This is a genomic window from Bradyrhizobium sp. SZCCT0231 (genome assembly GCF_018130245.1).
Taxonomy (GTDB): domain Bacteria; phylum Pseudomonadota; class Alphaproteobacteria; order Rhizobiales; family Xanthobacteraceae; genus Bradyrhizobium; species Bradyrhizobium japonicum_F.
The window spans coordinates 1,053,162-1,071,195 of the sequence record NZ_JAFCKP010000001.1 but is presented as its reverse complement, the minus strand read 5'-3'; the positions used below and the strand labels follow the sequence as shown (position 1 = coordinate 1,071,195).

Below are 18,034 nucleotides of genomic sequence, written 5' to 3'. Positions count from 1 at the left end.
TCTACGCCTCGCCGAAACCGTCATGCACCAGCGCCAGCATGGCCGCGAGCGCCGCGTCACCATCGGGACCAGCGACGCGGAAATGCAGCGTTGCGCCTTGCGGCGCCTTCACACGCATCACCTTCACCGGGCTCTTGGCGTCGGTCCAGGGTCCCTCGGCAGCAAGCGCAATTTCGATCTTGGCGGCAAAGCCTTTCGCGCATTGCGTGAGCTTCACCGACGGCCGCGCGTGCAGGCCGACCGGATTGACGAGGACCGCCGAGGCGGTCAGCGGCCCAAACGTCTGGGCCGCCCGGTTGGCGTTGGCATCATGCATAGAATTCCTCCGCACTGCGCTTGACCGCGGCAAGCGATGAGCCGCCCGAAGATTCGGTCGCAGCGATCACAGCCCCCTCGACCACCGGGGCATTACAGACCAGCACGCGTGCGCGCCGGTCTTCGGGGAGCATCTCGACCGCCATCTCCGAATTGGTCTCGGCACCGCCGAGATCGACGAGGATCGCAACGCCTGCCGGTGACCAGGCCGTCTCGATCGCCTCGAGGATTCCTGCAACGTTCGTACCGAGCCCGCCATCGACATCGCCACCGGTCCAGGCCAGCGGCACTGCGTCTCCGACCATCTGGCGCACCATATCGGCCGCGCCTTCCGCGACTTTCCGCGAATGCGACACGATGACAATTCCGACATTGCTCATGTATTGACCTCGAACTTCAGTGTCTCAATTGCTGCGCCGATCAGAAGTGACGCCGAGCGCGAGCCCGGGTCCATATGACCGATGGAACGTTCGCCAAGAAACGACGCGCGACCGCGGATCGCCAGCATCGGCGTGGTACGATCGGCCGCTTGCACAGCCTCTGCCGCGATCGCCTTGGCGTCACCCCCTCCCGCAAGTAAGGCGTGAACCGGCACCAGGACATCCAGCAGCGTCTTCTGCCCTGCCTCCGAACGGCCGCGCGCCTTGACGGCCTCGATCGCCTTCTCCGTCGCCGCGACGAGATCGGCCCGGCTCGGCTGCCCCGGAAGTGCCTTGCCCAGTTCCATGAAGAAAGTCCCGACCAGCGGCCCCGAAGCACCGCCGACCTTCATCACCAACGTCATTCCGATCGCCTTCAGCATTTCCGGAAGCGACTTGTCGGCAAGGCCTGGCAGCGCCGCAAGCACCGCCTCGAAACCGCGCTTCATGTTCAGCCCGTGATCTCCATCGCCAATCGCCTGGTCGAGGCTCGTCAACTCGTCCGCGTGTTCGATCACCGACGCTGCCAGCGCACGCACCAATCTTTCCCTGGCTACCCGATCAAGGCTCATGCCGCTACCCTCCAGCCCTTCGCATCGAAAAACAGCGGTCTATTCAAGCGGAGCGACACGACGTCTCCGGCCCCAAAACCCGCCTCGGGATCTGCCAGGGTCACAACCGGCCGGCCCGCGAGATCGAGATGAAGGTGGCTCTGGTCGCCGAGGTGCTCGACCCGCTTGACGGTTGCCGAGATGTCGCCGCCGCCGCGAGCAATCGTCAGGTGCTCGGTCCGCGCGCCAATCGTCTCGACGCCGACGGGCGCCCCCGCGAACAGCGCCGCCGGCAGCAGATTGATCGTCGGCTGTCCCAGCCGCGCCGCGACATGCGCGTTGATCGGGTTCTCGTAGATCTCCCGCGGCGTGCCGATCTGCATCAGCCGCCCGCCTTCGATCACGCCGATGCGCGACGCCATGGTCATGGCCTCGGTCTGATCGTGGGTGACATAGAGGATCGTCGCGCCGAGATCGACCTGGATCCGCTTAAGCTCGAGCCGCAGTTCGCCGCGCAGCTTGGCATCCAGCGAGGAGAGCGGCTCGTCCATCAGATAGATCGAGGGCGAACGGACCAGCGCCCGGCCGATCGCGACGCGCTGCATCTGCCCGCCTGACAGCTGCGTCGCCTTGTTGTCCAGCTTGGTCTCGATGTGAAGCAGACGCGCTACCTCCTGCACCTTCGCACGAATATCGGCTTCGGGCATGCGGCGGGTCGGCGCGCGCAGCGCGAAGGCCATGTTCTCGAACACGGTGAGGTGCGGATACAGCGAATATTGCTGGAAGACAAAGGCAACATCGCGGTCCGCCGGCGCATCGCCGGTCACGTCACGCCCGTCGATGCGGATCGAGCCAGAATCCGGCTGCTCCAATCCGGCGATCAAGCGCAATGCCGTGGTCTTGCCGGCGCCGGTCGGCCCTAGCAATGCCACGAACTCGCCGTCGCCGATTGTCAGCGACAGATCGCTCAGGGCTTGCGTCTTGCCGAAGGCCTTGGAGACGGCTTTGATCTCGACTTCAGCCATGCGCGCCTCCTTCATGCAGCGCGGTGCGAATCGCCCGGCCGGATGCCTTGTCGAAGATCGACAGCGTATCGGGCCGGAAGTCGAGCCCGACAGTCTCGCCGGTCCGGAAGGATCTGCTGCTGGGTGAGCGAGCCTTGAGCGCACCGTAATGCGTCGTCACGGTCACGATCTGCGTCGTGCCCAAATATTCCGTGCCATAGACTTCGCCGCGCACCATGCCACGATCGGTAAAACGCACATGCTCGGGCCGTACCCCAAGCACGAGCTCGCTTTCCGCCGTCGCCTCCCGCGCCGCAGGAATCGCCACATCGCGCTCCCCGAGCCTGATCGCCTCTGCGCCGGTTCGCAGGCCGCCACGGAACGGCAGGAAATTCATGGGCGGCGAGCCGATGAAGTCGGCGACGAACAGCGAAGCGGGCCGGTCATAGATGTCGCGCGGGCTTGCCACCTGCTCGACGACGCCGTTGTTCATCACCGCGATCCTGTCGGCCATCGCCATGGCCTCGAGCTGGTCATGGGTGACATAGACGGTCGTCGCGCCCAGCCGGTCATGCAGGGCCCGCAATTCATGAATCATGGCGTCCCGCATCTCAGTATCGAGCGCGCCGAGTGGCTCGTCCATCAGAAAACACTTTGGCTTGCGCACGATCGCCCGCCCCAGCGCAACACGCTGCCGGTCGCCGCCGGCAAGGCCGGAGACGGAGCGGTCGAGAAGGTGCGAGATCCGCAGGATGCGCGCAGCCTCGACGACCCGCCGATCACGTTCGCCCGCGCCGATACCCTCGCATTTCAGGGGAAAGCCGATGTTGCGCCGGACATTCATGTGCGGATAGAGCGCGAAGAGCTGGAACACAAAGGCAATGTCGCGCGCCGATGCACGGTTCATCGTCACGTCCTCGCCATCGAGCCGGATCGTGCCCGCTGTCGGCAGCTCCAAGCCGGCGATCATGCGGAGCGTCGTGGTCTTGCCGCAGCCGGACGGTCCGAGCAGGCAAAGGAACTGGCCGTCCTCCACCGTGAAGCTGGCGGACTTGACCGCATGGAACGTCCCGAAGGATTTGTCGAGCGCCTCGACCCTGATCTGTGCCATCGCGCCCTACTCCCGGACCTTGGACACGATGGTGAACATCACCGTGCCGAACAGGGTCGTCGCAAACGACCACGAGTACAGTGTCAGAGACAATGGCTGCATCAGCATGACGACACCGACGGCGATGATCGTCGTCGCTATGGCTTCGAGCGGGCCGCGGCGCAGAAGGCGGTCCGCAAGACCGCGACGCGCAATGGATGGGGTGGCGTCGATACTCATTTGCGGACAGCTCCAAAAGTGATGCCGCGCAGCAGATGCTTGCGAAGCAAGACCGTGAACACCACGATCGGCACCAGAAACAGAGTCGTGCCGGCGGCCACTGCGGGCCAGTCTTGCCCACCCTCGCCGATGATGATCGGAATGAACGGCGGTGCCGTCTGTGCGTTACCCGAGGTGAGAAGCACCGCGAAGGCATATTCGTTCCAGGCGAAGATCAGGCAGAAGATTGCGGTTGCCGCGATTCCCGTGGTGGCCTGCGGCAACACCACCTTCACGAACGCCTGGAAGCGGGTGTATCCGTCGATCATCGCGGCCTCTTCGTACTCACGCGGGATTTCGTCGATGAAACCCTTTAGCAGCCAGACCGCCAGCGAGACGTTGACCGAGGTGTAGAGCAGGATCATCCCGAGCCTGGTGTCCGACAAGCCGATGGTGCGGTACATGAGATAGATCGGGATCGCGACCGCGATCGGCGGCATCATCCGGGTCGACAGGATGAAGAACAGCAAATCGTCCTTCAGGGGCACGCGGAACCGCGAGAAGCCGTAAGCTGACAAGGTGCCGAGCGCAACGGCGAGCACGGTCGAACCGAACGCAATGATCAACGAATTGACGAAGCGCGGCACATAGTTCGAAGGACCGGCGACCACCATGTTACGGCTGCGCGCGATGTCATCGCACAGCCCTTGCGGCGGCCCCAGCGAGCGGATGAATTCCGGCGTCTGGCGCGAGCGGGTCGTGAACAGGTTGCAGAAGCCTTCGAGCGACGGCTTGAACATCACCTTGGGCGGATAGGAGATCGCATCGTCAGGCGACTTGAACGCGGTGAGCATGATCCAGACCAGCGGGATCATGGTGATGATCGCGTAGAGCACGACGAGCGTGCCGGCAAAGCGCCGTGTCGTTGTCGACGGCTCGACGACCGAATGGGCTGTGGTGGCTGATGTCATCGGCTTTTCACCTTGTTCAGCGCCTTCACATAGATGTTGGCGAGACCGAAGACCGTCACGAACAGGATGATCGCGAAGGCCGAGGAATAGCCGGTGCGCCAGCTCTCGAACGCCGCACGCTTGAGCGTGATCGAGGCAACTTCCGTGGTCGATCCCGGCCCGCCGCCGGTGAGCAGATTGACCATGTCGAACATCTTGAAATTCTCGATGCCGCGGAACAGCACCGCAAGCATGATGAACGGCAGCGCCATCGGCAGCGTGATCGACCAGAACTGCCGCCATTTCGACGCGCGATCGACTTCCGCCGCCTCGTAAATGTAATCCGGGATTGATCGCAGACCCGCAAGGCAGATCAGCATCACATAGGGCGTCCACATCCAGGCATCGACGATGACGATGGCCCAGGGGCTCAGCGTGACGTCGCCCAGCATCTGGAAGGACGAGGCTGCGCGGCCGGTGAAGAATGCGACCACGTAATTGAACAGTCCGATCTGCGGCTGGTACAGGAATGTCCAGAAATTGCCGACGACAGCGGGCGACAGCATCATCGGCAGCAGGATGATCGTGGTCCACATGCCGTGGCCGCGGAATTTCTTGTCGATGAGGTAGGCGAGGCCAAATCCGAGGACGGTCTCGATCACCACCGTCCAGATCACGAAATGCGCCGTCACCTGCATCGCCGCCCAGATGTCGGGATCGGTTAGGATCGACTGGTACCAGTCGGCCCCGAGCCAGATCGTCGGCACGTTGGCCCTGTTGGCGCGGTAGTTCGTGAACGACAGATAGATCGTCCAGAGCAGCGGGAAGATATTGATCGCCAGCAGCAGCACGATCGTCGGCGTGATGAAGAGCCAGGCGAGCGTCCTGTCCGACAGGCCCCGGATGCGACGCGCCACGCCTGGCCGGACCATCACGGCCCGATAGGTGATCCGCGAAGAGGCACTCAATTCGTTCATTGCGTGAACCGATCCTGGCACCCGGCGTCGACACTGCGACGAATTCCGGTCATCTCGAAGGAACCCCGGAGCGCGACCGCACGCGCTCCGGGCAGCTTGCATCAGAACTTCTTGCCTTCTTCCTTGAAGATCGCCTTCCAGTCCTTCACCAGACCGTCGAGCGCTTCCTGAGCGGTGCCCTTGTCGGCAACCACATAGTCATGCACGCGCTTCTGCTCGGCTTGCAGCAGCTGGGCGTAGGATGGCTCGGCCCAGAAGTCGACGACCATTCCCATCGACTGCAGGAACTCCTTGGCGAAGGGCGCGCTGTTCGGGAAGCTCGGGTCGTTCAGCACTGACTTGGCGCAGGAATAGCCGCCGAGCGCCCACCACTTCTTTTGGACGTCGCCGCCGGAGAACCACTTGATGTATTGCAGCGCCTCGGCCTGGTTCTTGGAGTAGGAGACCACCGAGATGCCCTGTCCGCCGAGCTGCGTCGCTTGCGCTGCGGGACCGGCCGGATTGACGAAGAAACCGATCTTGTCGCCGCCGACATTCGGATCCTTGTAGAGGCCCGGGAAAAACGCGAAGAAATTCATCTGCAGCGCGACCTGGCCGGACTTGAAGGCATCAAGCCCTTCCGACATGTAGGAGTTGGAGGCGCCGGGCGGCGTGCAGCACTTGTAGAGCTGCTTGTAGGCCTCGAGCCCCTTCACCGCGCTGGCCGAGTTCACGAACCCGTCCATCGCATAGGGCTTCTTCGGATCGTCGTATTTGAAGCCGTAGTCGTAGAGGTAGTTCGAGACGCCCATGGTGATGCCTTCCGAGCCGCGCTCGGTATAGATCGAGGCGCCGTAGACCTTCTTGCCGTCGATCTCGCGGCCCTGGAAGAATTGCGCGATGTCCTTGAGCTCATCAAGCGTCTTCGGCACGCCGATCTCGCGGCCGTACTTGGCCTTGAAGTCCTTCTGCACGTCCGGCCGCGCGAACCAGTCCTTGCGATAGGTCCAGCCCACCGCATCGCCCATCGCCGGCAGCGCCCAGTAGTTCGGCGTGTTCTTCGGCCACTCGGAATAGCCGACCACCGTGGCCGGCATGTAGTCGTCCATGCTGATTCCTTCCTTCTTGAAGAAATCGTTGAGCTTGACGTACTGGCCATTCTCCGCAGCGCCGCCGATCCATTGTGAATCGCCGATGATGAGGTCGCACAGCGAGCCGTGCGAATTGAGTTCGTTCAGGAATCGATCGGCGTAATTCGTCCACGGCACGAATTCGAACTTCATACCGATACCCGACTTGGCGGTGAAGTCCTTCGACAATTCGACCAGCGCGTTGGCGGGATCCCATGCGGCCCAGCACAGCGTGATGGTCTTGCCTTGCGCCTGCGCGGGCGTGGTGCCCGCTCCGACGCCGAACGCGGCGGCAACAGCCCCGCATGCCACTACAAGCGTCTTCATCGTTCGTTTCATTACACGTTCCCTCCGAGTGGGCCGGCCATCGACATGGCGCGGCTTTCCTACCCGCTCGAATGCTTCGAGCAGAGCGACACAGTCCATGACGAGCTGAACAACTAAACTGGCGTTTCCTCGCGCCACCCGGATTCTATAGGCCCGGCAGGCTCGATTTGTTTAGTAATGCACGATTTACTAAACATTGCAAGTGCAGTTTGGCCAGTCGTCCGCTCGGCCGATTGCAATTTTCTCGTCACGATCTGATCGCTGTTGCGGACAAGCCGGAGCGTCGACGGAGCAAGGGCGATCACCAGGTCCAGGTGATGATAGTGAGCTTGATAGCTTTAGATGAATGGCATCGACCAGTGAGCAACGCGCTGGAGTAGACGCTTGACTTGGGTGTGGCTGCGCTACGCCCAGAGCTGCGTAGCCGTCGGTAAGGTCGGCGGCACAGGACGCCGATATAATGTACTTTACGAGCAGCGAGCGAGGGCGCCGGAGATTGCAGCGAACGCTCCCGCATCGATGTTGGCGCAACTTCGCTGAGATCTACAGAGGGCCTCTATGGCAACTCGTCGCGAAGCCACTTTTGGGACTCGCCTCGCCCACTCCGGAGAGCTTGTTCACGTCGGTTGTTGCAAGATTTTTCTTGATCTCCCGGTGCACACGTCGTCTTCCAACCAACTGAAAATACACGTCCTGCACGCGAGGACGGTGTGCGCACGCCTCCCCCACAGCGGGCATCAGTACCGCTACAATTTTAAGCAATCCAGCACGGCGTGCTTCACCACGAAGAACAAAAACATCAATTCTTGCTGTTACTTAACCGGGCCGAAGCAGCCATGGGGCTACTCCTCGTCGCATAACACGGGGCGAGCATCGACGCGCAACAAGTCGGCCGCGCCCGCGTTGGGGGCTGGCCGAAAATGTGCTTTCGCTGGGCGCGCATATTCATCTGCAGCGTTGCCGCCGTGATCGTGAGCGGCTCTGTCGGATCCGCGGCGGCGCTCAGCGCGATGGAGCCGTCGTCTCGCGGAACAGCGCGCATTGATCTCCTCCCGACAATGACGGGCCCCGCCCCGAGCGCGCCCGATGACGCAGGACCGCAGCGATCCGGTTCGTTGCAAGACGAACCTTTCGGCGTCCTGACCGTGCAGGCGCCACAGGGCGCATTGGGGACGAAATGGCGCAAGGTCCAGGCCGATCTAGGCAGCACGGCGCTTGCCCTGGCGCGCTGCCGCGCCAATATCCGCCGCTGCTCCTCCGGTGCGAGAGAGTTCACGACGATCATCAAGCGCGCCGCCGCCCTTGAGGGGCACGATCGCATCGCGGTCGTCAACCGGCGCGTCAACGCGGCAATCCGCTACGTCACCGATCAGGAGCAGTGGCACGCCGGCGACGTCTGGTCGGCCCCTCTCGACGCCGACCGCAAGGGCTCGTTCGAGACGGGCCTCGGCGACTGCGAGGACTATGCGATCGCCAAATATGCGGCGCTGCGCGCAGCCGGCACGTCCGCCGACGATCTGCGCCTGCTGGTCGCATGGGACAAGGATGTACGCTCCCACCATGCCGTGCTCGCCGTACGCGACGGCGGCACATGGCTCGTGCTCGACAACCGCTGGTCCCGCCCGATCGCGGATGGCGAAGCGTCGTTTCTCACGCCGCTGTTCGCGCTCAACGCCGGCGGCGTGCAGCAGGTCACCGCAACGAGACCGCGGCCGGCCGACACCGGTCAGGACAGGGCCGGCCTGCAATCCATGCTCATCCTGCATCGCTCCGGCGTGATGCAGGATCGCGCATGAGCCAGCGCAACTCCTCCCCTACAACGACACGGCGAGATAGGTCGCCGGCTTGAAGGCCTTGAGCGCGGCCCAGGCCTCGGCGGGGATCTTGATGGTCTCGCCGACGTCGGGAACGGAGTCGCCGAGCGCGGCCAGCTTCCCGGTGGAGGGATCGACGATCTCGGCCACCGTGCCAACCATTTTCGTCGCGGGATCATAGGCCAGGACGACCTGCCGGCCGGTGACGGGATCGTTGGCGACGATGCCCTTGCCATCCGCCGTCAATTGGAGGGCAAGCAGCCACGCCGTCGGCGCCGCTGCATCGGCGGGCTTCTCGCCGCCGAGCATAACCGGTCCCCGCCGCAGCAGCGCAGCGATATCGGTCGTGCCGTTGACGAAGGCGAAGCCCGCGTCACTTGCCGGCGTCCGCGTGCCGCCGGCACCGTCGCCGAAGGTCACGCTTTTTGCGACGCCTGCGCCGATCTCGGTCCACGACGGCGCATCTTCGCGCCAGAGCAGGTTGATCTTGGGTTCCCGCCGGTCATGTGCCGCCGCGCGGGCGATCATCGTGAGCACGGTCGACTCTGCAGCCTGTGGCGCGAATGGCGGCAGCTCGTCCTTGGCGTATTGCAGCCTGTCGAACTGCGAGATCGGGGGGAATAATGAGCCGGCACCACTGCCGGTCTCGATGTTCTGGTTGACGTCGGCGGCCGGCGTTGCCGCCGCGACGTTGCGCGTGTTCGACCCGCCATTGCCATTCGCAGCAGTCGAGACCGGGCCGCCGACGACGCCGATCCGCGCAGCGGCCGTATTGCCCCCGGCCTGGTAGCTCACATTGACGACGGGTGGCGAGTTGCCCGCGCTCGCCGCCTGATGCCGGCTCGAGGCATAGCCCGACGTCAACGGCGCGATGATCGTCAGCGTGCCGCCGACATAGCTGAGCGTGTAGTTGCTGCCGGTCGACAGGCCGCCCTGGAGGATGGCGTAGTCGCCGGCGTCCTCACCGGCCGTACGGGTGAGCGTTCCGCTGAGGAGGTCGCCTTTGACGAGTTGGCCGGCCGTGATCCGATAGGTCAGCACGGGGTCAGCCGCACCGAAATTCTTGGTCTGATCGTCCGCCGCCACGGTGATCGGACGCGGCGTGATGCCGAGATTTGCCCCGGTATAGGTCAGCGCGTAGTTGCTGCCTGCGGTCAACGTGCCCTGGGCGATGCCGTAAGTGCCGACGTTCTCACCGCTGGCGCGGCTCAACACGCCGCTCAGGCTATCGCCGGAGACCAGATTGCCCGAGGTCACGCCATAGGTCAGCGTCGGATCGGCGTCGCCATACGTCTTGCTCTGGGTGCTCGCCGTCACCGTGATCGCGCGTTGCGTAATCCGGAGATTGGCGCCGGCATAGGTCAGCGCGTAGTTGCTGCCCGCGGTCAGCGTGCCCTGGGCGATGCCGTAAGCGCCGACGTTCTCGCCGGCGGCGCGGGCGAGCACACCGCTCAAGCTATCGCTTCCGACGAGCTTGCCCGAGGTGACGCCGTAGGTCAGCGTCGGATCAGTGTCGCCATAGATCTTGCTCTGCGCGTTCGCCGTCACCGTAATGGAACGCGGCGTGATCCCGAGATTGGCGCCGGCATAGGTCAGCGCGTAGTTGCTGCCCGCCGTCAGCGTGCCCCGGGTGATGCCGTAGCTGCCGACGTTCTCGCCAGATGCACGGGCGAGCACGCCGCTGAGGCTGTCGCCGGAGACCAGATTGCCCGAGGTCACGCCGTAGGTCAAAGTCGGGTCGGCATCGCCATAAATCTTGTTCTGCGCATTCGCGGTGACCGTGATCGCGCGCTGGGTGATCCCGAGGTTCGCCCCGGCATAGGTCAGCGCATAGTTGCCACCGGCCGTCAGCGTGCCCTGGATGATGCCGTAGCTGCCGACGTTCTCGCCGGCGGTCCGGGTGAGTGCGCCGCTCAGGCTGTCGCTGCCGACGAGATTGCCCGTGGTGATGCCGTAGGTCAAAGTCGGGTCGGCATCGCCATAAATCTTGCTCTGCGCATTCGCGGTGACCGTGATCGCGCGCTGGGTGATCCCGAGGTTCGCCCCGGCATAGGTCAGCGCGTAGTTGCTGCCGGCGGTCAGCGTCCCCTGCGCGATCCCGTAGGAGCCGACGTTCTCACCGCTGGCGCGGCTCAACACGCCGCTCAGGCTATCGCCGGAGACCAGATTGCCCGACGTCACGCCATAGGTCAGCGTCGGATCGGCATCGCCATAGATCTTGCTCTGGGCGTTCGCCATCACCGTGATCGCGCGCGGCGTGATGCCGAGATTGGCACCGGCATAGGTCAGCGCGTAGTTGCTGCCCGCCGACAGACTCCCCTGCGTGATGCCGTAGCTGCCGACGTTCTCGCCGGATGCCCGGGTCAGCACACCGCTGAGGCTGTCGCCGCCGACGAGATTACCCGACGTCACGCCGTAGGTCAGCGTCGGATCGACGTTGCCATAGGTCTTGCTCTGCGCGTTCGCCGTCACCGTGATCGCGCGCTGGCCGATCGTCCCGATATTGGCCTGCACGGTCGTGCTGGTCAGAAGGTAGTTGCTGGCGGCCGAACCGCTCAGCGTCAGGCCAACCGCGGTCACGGTCTTGTTGATGCCGGCGCTGGCGTTGTCGTAGCTGGCGGACGCCGCCGTCACGATGACGCTGCCGACATCGCCGGCCTGGACGCCGCTCAGGCCCAGATTGCTGGCATCGAGCGTTGCGACCGTGCTTCCGTCATAGGTCTTGACGACCGAGCCGATCAGCAGCGCGCTCACCGTCACGTTCGCCGGCGCGATCGTGAGCTGCCCCGCCGTGAAGGTGGCGATCGAATAATTGCCGTTCGCCGTCAGCGTACCCTGCGTGATGGCGTAGGGACCGCCGGCCACCGTCTCGCCGGCCGCCCGCGTCAGGCCACCCGAGAACACGCTGGCGATGTTGTCACCGGCCACGAGCCCTCGCCCGCCGATCGTATAGGTGAGCGTCGGGTCCGGCGTACCATAGGTCTTGGTGAGATTGTCGGCCGCGACCGTGATCGGACGCGGCGTGATGCCGAGGTTCGCCCCGGCATAGGTCAGCGCGTAGTTGCTGCCGGCCGCCAACGTGCCCTGGGTGATGCCATAGGAGCCGACGTTCTCGCCGCTCGCACGGCTCAACACGCCGCTCAGGCTGTCGCCGGAGACAAGGTTGCCGGAGGTGACGCCGTAAGTGAGCGTCGGATCGGCATCGCCATAGATCTTGCTCTGGGCATTCGCGGTGATCGTGATCGCGCGCGGCGTGATCCCGAGGTTCGCCCCGGCATAGGTCAGTGCATAGTTGTTGCCGGCCGTCAGCGTGCCCTGGGTGATGCCGTACGTGCCGACATTCTCACCGGATGCGCGGCTCAACACACCGCCGAGGCTATCGCCAGAGACCAGGTTACCCGAGGTGAGACCATAGGTCAGGGTCGGGTCGGCATCGCCATAGGTCTTGCTCTGGGCGTTCGCAGTCACCGTGATCGCACGTGGCGTGATGCCGAGGCTGGCACCGGAATAAGTCAGCGCGTAGTTGCTACCGGCGGTCAGCGTGCCCTGTGTGATGCCGTAGCTGCCGACGTTCTCGCCACTCGCCCGCGTCAGTGCTCCGCTCAGGCTGTCACCGGAGACGAAATTGCCCGAGGTGACGCCGTAGGTCAGCGTCGGGTCGGCGTCGCCATAGGTCTTGCTCTGCGCGTTCGCGGTCACCGTGATCGCACGTGGCGTGATGCCGAGGTTGGCACCGGAATAGGTCAGCGCGTAGTTGCTACCGGCGGTCAGCGTGCCCTGTGTGATGCCATAGCTGCCGACGTTCTCGCCACTCGCCCGCGTCAGTGCTCCGCTCAGGCTGTCACCGGAGACGAGGTTGCCGGAGGTGACGCCGTAAGCGAGCGTCGGATCGGCATCGCCATAGGTCTTGCTCTGGGCATTCGCCGCCACCGTGATGGAACGCGGCGTAATGCTGAGCGCGCCAGCGGCATAGCCGATGGTGTAGTTCGACGAGGTCAATCCCGACGCCGTCAGGCCATAGCTGCCCGCATTGACCGCGCCTTGCGCGCTGCCGCCATAGCTCAGCGTGCCGCCGAGCACCGACGAGGTCTCGCCATTGACGAAGCCGGAGTAGCTCACCCCGTTGCCGCCCGAGAAGACCTGGCCGTCGTAGGTCTTGCCGGCATCATTGGCCGTCACGGTCAGCGCCGCCTTGCCGATGATCAGCGCACCGCCGGTGTAGCTGATAGCGTAGTTCGACGACGCCAGCCCCGAAGCGGTGAGCGTGTAGCTGCCGGCGTTCTTGGCGCCCTGCGCAGTGCCGCCGTAAGCCAGCGCGCCGCCGAGCACCGACGCGCTCTCGCCATTGACGAAGCCCGCATAGCTGACGCCGTTACCGCCCGAGAAGGCGAGACCGTCATAGGTCTTGCTGGCGTCGTTCGCCGTCACCGTCAGCGCGGCCTTGCCGATGGTCAGCGCCCCGGCGGCGTAGCTGATGGTGTAGTTCGACGAACTCAGGCCCGACGCGGTCAGCGTGTAGCTGCCCGCGTTCTTGGCGCCCTGCGCCGTGCCGCCATAGCTCAGCGTGCCGCCCAGCACCGACGCGCTCTCGCCGTTGACAAAGCCGCTATAGGTGACGCCGTTGCCGCCCGAGAAGGCGAGACCGTTATAGGTCTTGCTGGCATCGTTCGCCGTCACCGTGAGCGCCGCCTTGCCGATGCTGAGCGTGCCGCCGACGTAGCTGATGGTGTAGTTCGACGAACTCAGGCCTGACGCGACCAGCGTGTAGCTGCCCGCGTTCTTGGCGCCCTGCGCCGTGCCGCCGTAGGTCAGCGTGCCGCCCAGCACCGACGCGCTCTCGCCGTTGACGAAACCGGAGTAGCTGACACCGTTGCCGCCAGAGAACGCCAGGCCGTCATAGGTCTTGCTGGCATCGTTCGCCGTCACCGCCAGGCTGGCCTTGCTCACCGTCAGCATGCCCGAATCGACGAAGCTGACGGCATAGCCGTTGAGCCCTGTGACCGAACCTTGCGAGATGTCGATCAGGTACGGACCGCCGGCCACGGTTGCCGACGCGGCGGTGCCGGCCGAGGTCAGCGTCGGCGCGCCGCTGTAGGCGACGGCAGCCGTGTCCGCGAGATAGGCATTGGTGACGCCGCCATTGATGCCGCTCACGCTGAAACTGGCGGACACGTCGGCCGTCGCACCGTAGCTCTTCGACGCGTTCGACGACGTGAAGGTCGCGGTCGGCTGATAGGCGAACACATAGCGATTGCCCGACGCGATGGTCGCGGGCGCGTTGGCCGCATAGGTGCTGTTCCAGACCGCCGTATTGCCGCTGTCGAGATTTTTGAACGTATCGCTGGTCGGATTGCTCGAATAGACCAGCCAGCGGCCGTTCGGCGCCGACAGGGCCGATGCGCCCAGATTGTTGGTGAACTTGTTTCCGGCGACCAGAACGATGGCGTTGCCGCTGGCCGACGACGAGATCGTATTGGCGATCGTCAGCGTGCCGGGGGTCTGGATCGACACCCCGCCATTGGCGGTCACGCTGCTGCCCACGTTGAGATCGACGCTGTCGTAGAGACTGAGGCTGCCGGAACCGATACTCGTGATCGCGAGGTTCGTCACCTTGTTGCCGGTATCGAGCAAGGTGAAGTTTGCGCCGCCCGTGATCAGTTGCAGGCTCAGGAACGCCGTGTTGAGCGAAGCACCGGCCGCCTGCGTCACGTCGCCCGCCGCGGAGAGCCTCAGGATGCCGGACTGGGTAATCGCCTGATCGATCGTAAAGCTCGCGCCCTGGGCGATGATCCAGCGATCGGCATAGCTGGTCGACACGCCAGTCGAGCCGATCGCGGTGGCGAGCCCCGCGGACACAGCCGACAGCGTCGTCGCCCGACTGATTTCCATCAGATTGGTGCCAGCGATGTTGAACGCGGCCAGCGAGCCGGCCGGGGCATTCTGCTGGTAGGTGAGGCCGCCGCTGGCGCCGGTGGTATAGGCCGCGACCTGGCTGTTGGCGGCGATCGTATTGGGTGCGACCAGGATGTTGTAGTAGCCGTTGGCACCCGCCGTGGCGCTGCCGACGCCGGCGCCGTTGACGAGGGCCGACACGGTGGCGCCAGCGGCGGCCGTGGATCCGGCGTTGGTATAGGCGTTGCCCGAGATCACCTGCGGTGCGCCGCCCGCGGCCGGGTACTGCCACAGGAAAAAGGGATAGCTCTTGCCGGCGACGATGCCCCAGACCGCGCTGGACCAACCGCCCGGCAATGCCGCCTGCCGTACCGAGGTGGCGGCGCCACTCGCCCCGCTGAGGCTGCCGCCGTTGAATGCCCCGGCTTGGCCTGTCGTGCTCAAATCCCAATACGACGAGGTCACCGTCGGAGCCGTGGCCCCATGGCCGACCAGTCCGCCGGTAAACCCGGGCGCGCTGACGAAACCGGTGGCGTAGGACTCGCCGATGGAGAGCGTCTTGTCGTTGTAGCCGATCAGGCCGCCGGCATAACCGCCGCTCGCTCCCGCCCATCCCGTCGCATAAGACTGCTGCACCGTCGTCGGGTTCGCTCCGGTCTGACCGATGAGCCCACCGACGAAGTACTGGCCGCTAGCAGGGCCAGTGGCAAAGGATTGTTGCACCGTCACCTGGTCCGCGCCATCGGTCGAGCCGATGAGCCCACCGACGCGGAAGGCACCGCTAGCGGCACCGGTGGCATAGGACTGTTGCACCGTGACCGAACCGCCAAAGTCGGTATTGGCGCGGCCGATGAGGCCTCCCACGCTGGTTCGACCGGTGACCGCGCCCGTAGCGTAGGACTGGAGGACGTTGCCGATGGTTAACCCGATCAGGCCGCCCACGTCATCGAGGGGGCTCGTCACCGACACGGCCGCCGAACCGCCGGTCAACGTAGCGCCCTGCCCTAACCATCCGATCAGTCCGCCGGTCTGGTACTGGCCGGACACCGTGCCGCTGGCACTCAAGCCCCACAGGGAGGTGCCGCTGATGTCGTATCCGAGCAGCGCGCCCGTGTGATTGCCTCCGGCAACATTCACGTTGGTGAGCGCAAGCGACGAAATGCTGCCGCCTGTCGCAACGCCGAACAGGCCCACATTATCGACCGACGAACGGTTGATCGTCAGGTTGGAGATGGTGTTGCCGAGACCGTTGAAATTGCCGGTGAATCCGTTGCCGCTGTTGACGATATTGCCCGCGCTGTCGGTCCCGATCGGCACGAAGCTCGATACGCCGGTGGCATTGAGCGAATTCGCCAGCGCGTAGTTACTGGACAGACCATTGTTGATGTTCTGCACGCCGGTCATGCTGTTGAGCAGCGTATAGCTGGCGCCGTTGATGCTGAGCGCCTGGCTGGTGCTCGCGAAGGTGACGTTGCCACCGTTGAAATTCAGGCTTCCGCCGCTGCCGCCATCATTGGTCTTCAGCGCGAGCCCCGCGGTGCCGGTCGCCGACATGGTCGCGTTGACGTTGATCGAATGATAGGCGTCGAGCGTCAGCGTGTGCGACGACCAGGTGACGGGGGTGGCCACGGTGATATCGCCCGTCTGCGAACCGGCAGAGCCGGAGGCGCCGGTGGTCACGATGACGTTGCCGGAAGCCAGGGCGGTCTGCAGCGTCGTCACGTTGAGGATCGAATCGTCGGCCGAGGGCGTGAAGGTGCCCGACGCGATCGAGCCACCGGCGGTGGTGCCGGTCGAGATCGTCACATTGCGCGGATCGAGCAGCAGGGTGCCCGCCGCACCGTTCGCGGCCAAAAGATTCGCAGTCCCGGTGAAGTCGAGCAGCCGGTGGCCCGATACTTCGGCGAAGCCGCCCTGCCCGCTGCCGTTGCCTTGCGCGCTGACCGCGCCGGCGAAGGTCGTGTGATCGTCCGACCACACCACGATCTTGCCGCCGGCGCCGTTGCTGCCGTCGGCCTTGATCTGCGCGCCGGCCGCGACCGTCGTCGCGAAGGCGTTGAGGATCGGATAGGTGACGAAGTTGTTCGCAGCGTTGGCGCCGCCCTGGTAGTCGCCGCCCACCAGCACGGTGCCGCCGCTGGCGCCGCCGGCATCGAGCACGGCCTCGCTGGCAAGCTTGATGTCGTGGGCTGTCACCACGATGGTGCCGCCGGCATCCGTCGTGCCCTTGGCCGAAACCGACCCCCAGATATCGACGGACTGACCTGCCGCCAACATCACGCCGCCGCCCTTGCGGCCGTTGGCGGAGATCTGGCCTGACACCGCGACGGTCGCGCCGGAGACATCGACCGTGCCACCGTTGCCCTTGCCACTCCGGCCGCCATTCGCCGCCACCTTGCCGCTGACGGAGACCTTGCCGCCCGCGCCGCCGCCGATGACGATCCTGCCGTTCTGCGTGCCGACCGAATTGGCGCGGATCGAACCGGGTACGTTGATCGCGTCGCGCAAAATGCCGGCCGCCGTGGCGGCGCTCAGATAGACCGTGCCGCCGTCGGCGACGATCTTGCCCTTGTTCGACACCAGCGCCTTGCCGTCGCTGCCGGAGATCTTGCCGAGCGCGCTGGTCGGAACGCCGACGGACAGAAAACCGTCGCCGGCGAGATCGAGCGTGATCAACTCGCCGCTGCCGAGCCCGACGCGGCCGAGCCGCGCGCTGATGACGCCGTCATTGGCGACCTGCCCGCCGAGCAGCGCCGCGAATCCGCCGTCGGCGACGTTGATCCGGCCGGCATTGGTGACTGCGGCGGACGCGCCATTGCCGGTGAACTTGTAATTCCCCGCCATGAAGTCGCTGTTCTTGATGTCGAGAGTCGAGGCCGCAAACGAGCCGACATTGACCACGCCAGTCTTGCTGATGGCGATGCCGTTCGGGTTGACCAGGAGCACCGTGCCGGGCGCGTTGATGGTGCCGGCGATGGTCGAGGGCGTGCTGCCGGTCACCCGGTTCAGCGTCGCCGACGAGGCGCCGGGCTGGTTGAAATTGACCGTGCCGCCCCGCCCGATCGAGAACGAAGTCCAGTCGATCACCGCCCGGTTCGACGTCTGGTTGACGTTGAGGGTGCCATTGCTCGGGATGCCGATGGTGGCGCTGCCCGCAGCCACCGATCCGCCGGTCGGCAGTTGCTGTGCCTGGACGAAGGTCGGCGCGAGCGCGAGCGAGGCCGCTGCGGCAAGGCTGATGATCTTGTCCGCGAACGCGCCAGTCCGCGATGCGGGCCACGTCTTGCTCTTCACCACGATGTCACGCCTTCCCCAATCCGGGCGAGGCGCTTACAAAGAGAGCACCACAACCGGTGGTTAATGATTT

Annotated in this window: 11 protein-coding genes; 1 reads left to right on the top strand and 10 read right to left on the bottom strand. The window is 64.9% G+C overall.

What is annotated here, in order from left to right; all coding sequences use genetic code 11:
- Position 1 precedes the first annotated feature (1 nt).
- The 9 genes from JQ566_RS04795 to JQ566_RS04755 all read right to left on the bottom strand — a co-directional run bounded on the left by JQ566_RS04795 (position 2) and on the right by JQ566_RS04755 (position 6,961).
- Complete coding sequence (locus JQ566_RS04795) at positions 2 to 316, bottom strand: HPr family phosphocarrier protein (RefSeq protein WP_212370578.1); 315 nt, start codon at positions 314 to 316, stop codon at positions 2 to 4.
- Positions 309 to 695 carry a dihydroxyacetone kinase phosphoryl donor subunit DhaM gene (gene dhaM / locus JQ566_RS04790; protein WP_212370573.1) on the bottom strand — a complete coding sequence of 129 codons (387 nt, stop codon included), beginning with the start codon at positions 693 to 695 and terminating at the stop codon, positions 309 to 311. The genes JQ566_RS04795 and dhaM overlap by 8 nt, the downstream gene beginning before the upstream one ends.
- Positions 692 to 1,306: a dihydroxyacetone kinase subunit DhaL gene (dhaL, locus tag JQ566_RS04785; protein WP_212370572.1), complete on the bottom strand. Its 615-nt coding sequence runs from the start codon at positions 1,304 to 1,306 to the stop codon at positions 692 to 694. The genes dhaM and dhaL overlap by 4 nt, the downstream gene beginning before the upstream one ends.
- Complete coding sequence (locus tag JQ566_RS04780) at positions 1,303 to 2,310, bottom strand: ABC transporter ATP-binding protein (RefSeq protein WP_212370570.1); 1,008 nt, start codon at positions 2,308 to 2,310, stop codon at positions 1,303 to 1,305. The genes dhaL and JQ566_RS04780 overlap by 4 nt, the downstream gene beginning before the upstream one ends.
- Positions 2,303 to 3,400 (bottom strand): ABC transporter ATP-binding protein, encoded by a 1,098-nt coding sequence (locus JQ566_RS04775; RefSeq protein WP_212370568.1) that lies wholly within the window; start codon positions 3,398 to 3,400, stop codon positions 2,303 to 2,305. The genes JQ566_RS04780 and JQ566_RS04775 overlap by 8 nt, the downstream gene beginning before the upstream one ends.
- A 6-nt stretch (positions 3,401 to 3,406) precedes the next feature.
- Positions 3,407 to 3,619 carry a hypothetical protein gene (locus tag JQ566_RS04770; protein ID WP_211409131.1) on the bottom strand — a complete coding sequence of 71 codons (213 nt, stop codon included), beginning with the start codon at positions 3,617 to 3,619 and terminating at the stop codon, positions 3,407 to 3,409.
- Complete coding sequence (locus tag JQ566_RS04765; RefSeq protein ID WP_212370566.1) at positions 3,616 to 4,569, bottom strand: carbohydrate ABC transporter permease; 954 nt, start codon at positions 4,567 to 4,569, stop codon at positions 3,616 to 3,618. Before JQ566_RS04765 ends, JQ566_RS04770 begins: the two co-directional genes overlap by 4 nt.
- Positions 4,566 to 5,525 carry a carbohydrate ABC transporter permease gene (locus JQ566_RS04760; RefSeq protein WP_027536014.1) on the bottom strand — a complete coding sequence of 320 codons (960 nt, stop codon included), beginning with the start codon at positions 5,523 to 5,525 and terminating at the stop codon, positions 4,566 to 4,568. The genes JQ566_RS04765 and JQ566_RS04760 overlap by 4 nt, the downstream gene beginning before the upstream one ends.
- Positions 5,526 to 5,626: 101 nt before the next feature.
- Positions 5,627 to 6,961 (bottom strand): ABC transporter substrate-binding protein, encoded by a 1,335-nt coding sequence (locus JQ566_RS04755; RefSeq protein ID WP_434057806.1) that lies wholly within the window; start codon positions 6,959 to 6,961, stop codon positions 5,627 to 5,629.
- A gap of 1,115 nt (positions 6,962 to 8,076) precedes the next feature.
- Between JQ566_RS04755 and JQ566_RS04750 the strand changes: the two genes are divergently transcribed.
- A complete protein-coding gene (locus tag JQ566_RS04750; protein WP_212370562.1) occupies positions 8,077 to 8,757 on the top strand; it encodes a transglutaminase-like cysteine peptidase in 681 nt (226 codons plus the stop codon).
- A gap of 18 nt (positions 8,758 to 8,775) precedes the next feature.
- Here the strand turns inward: JQ566_RS04750 and JQ566_RS04745 are convergent, their stop codons facing one another.
- Positions 8,776 to 17,961, bottom strand: coding sequence for an MBG domain-containing protein (locus JQ566_RS04745; RefSeq protein WP_212370560.1), 9,186 nt, complete (start codon positions 17,959 to 17,961; stop codon positions 8,776 to 8,778).
- Between the last annotated feature and the right edge of the window lie 73 nt (positions 17,962 to 18,034).

What these genes read in the sequence shown, in the direction of transcription:
- JQ566_RS04760 (WP_027536014.1), bottom strand. Translation starts at nt 5,525, where the DNA reads ATGAACGAATTGAGTGCCTCTTCGCGGATCACCTATCGGGCCGTGATG.
- JQ566_RS04755 (WP_434057806.1), bottom strand. Translation starts at nt 6,961, where the DNA reads ATGAAGACGCTTGTAGTGGCATGCGGGGCTGTTGCCGCCGCGTTCGGC.
- dhaM (WP_212370573.1), bottom strand. Translation starts at nt 695, where the DNA reads ATGAGCAATGTCGGAATTGTCATCGTGTCGCATTCGCGGAAAGTCGCG.
- JQ566_RS04775 (WP_212370568.1), bottom strand. Translation starts at nt 3,400, where the DNA reads ATGGCACAGATCAGGGTCGAGGCGCTCGACAAATCCTTCGGGACGTTC.
- JQ566_RS04765 (WP_212370566.1), bottom strand. Translation starts at nt 4,569, where the DNA reads ATGACATCAGCCACCACAGCCCATTCGGTCGTCGAGCCGTCGACAACG.
- JQ566_RS04795 (WP_212370578.1), bottom strand. Translation starts at nt 316, where the DNA reads ATGCATGATGCCAACGCCAACCGGGCGGCCCAGACGTTTGGGCCGCTG.
- JQ566_RS04780 (WP_212370570.1), bottom strand. Translation starts at nt 2,310, where the DNA reads ATGGCTGAAGTCGAGATCAAAGCCGTCTCCAAGGCCTTCGGCAAGACG.
- JQ566_RS04770 (WP_211409131.1), bottom strand. Translation starts at nt 3,619, where the DNA reads ATGAGTATCGACGCCACCCCATCCATTGCGCGTCGCGGTCTTGCGGAC.
- dhaL (WP_212370572.1), bottom strand. Translation starts at nt 1,306, where the DNA reads ATGAGCCTTGATCGGGTAGCCAGGGAAAGATTGGTGCGTGCGCTGGCA.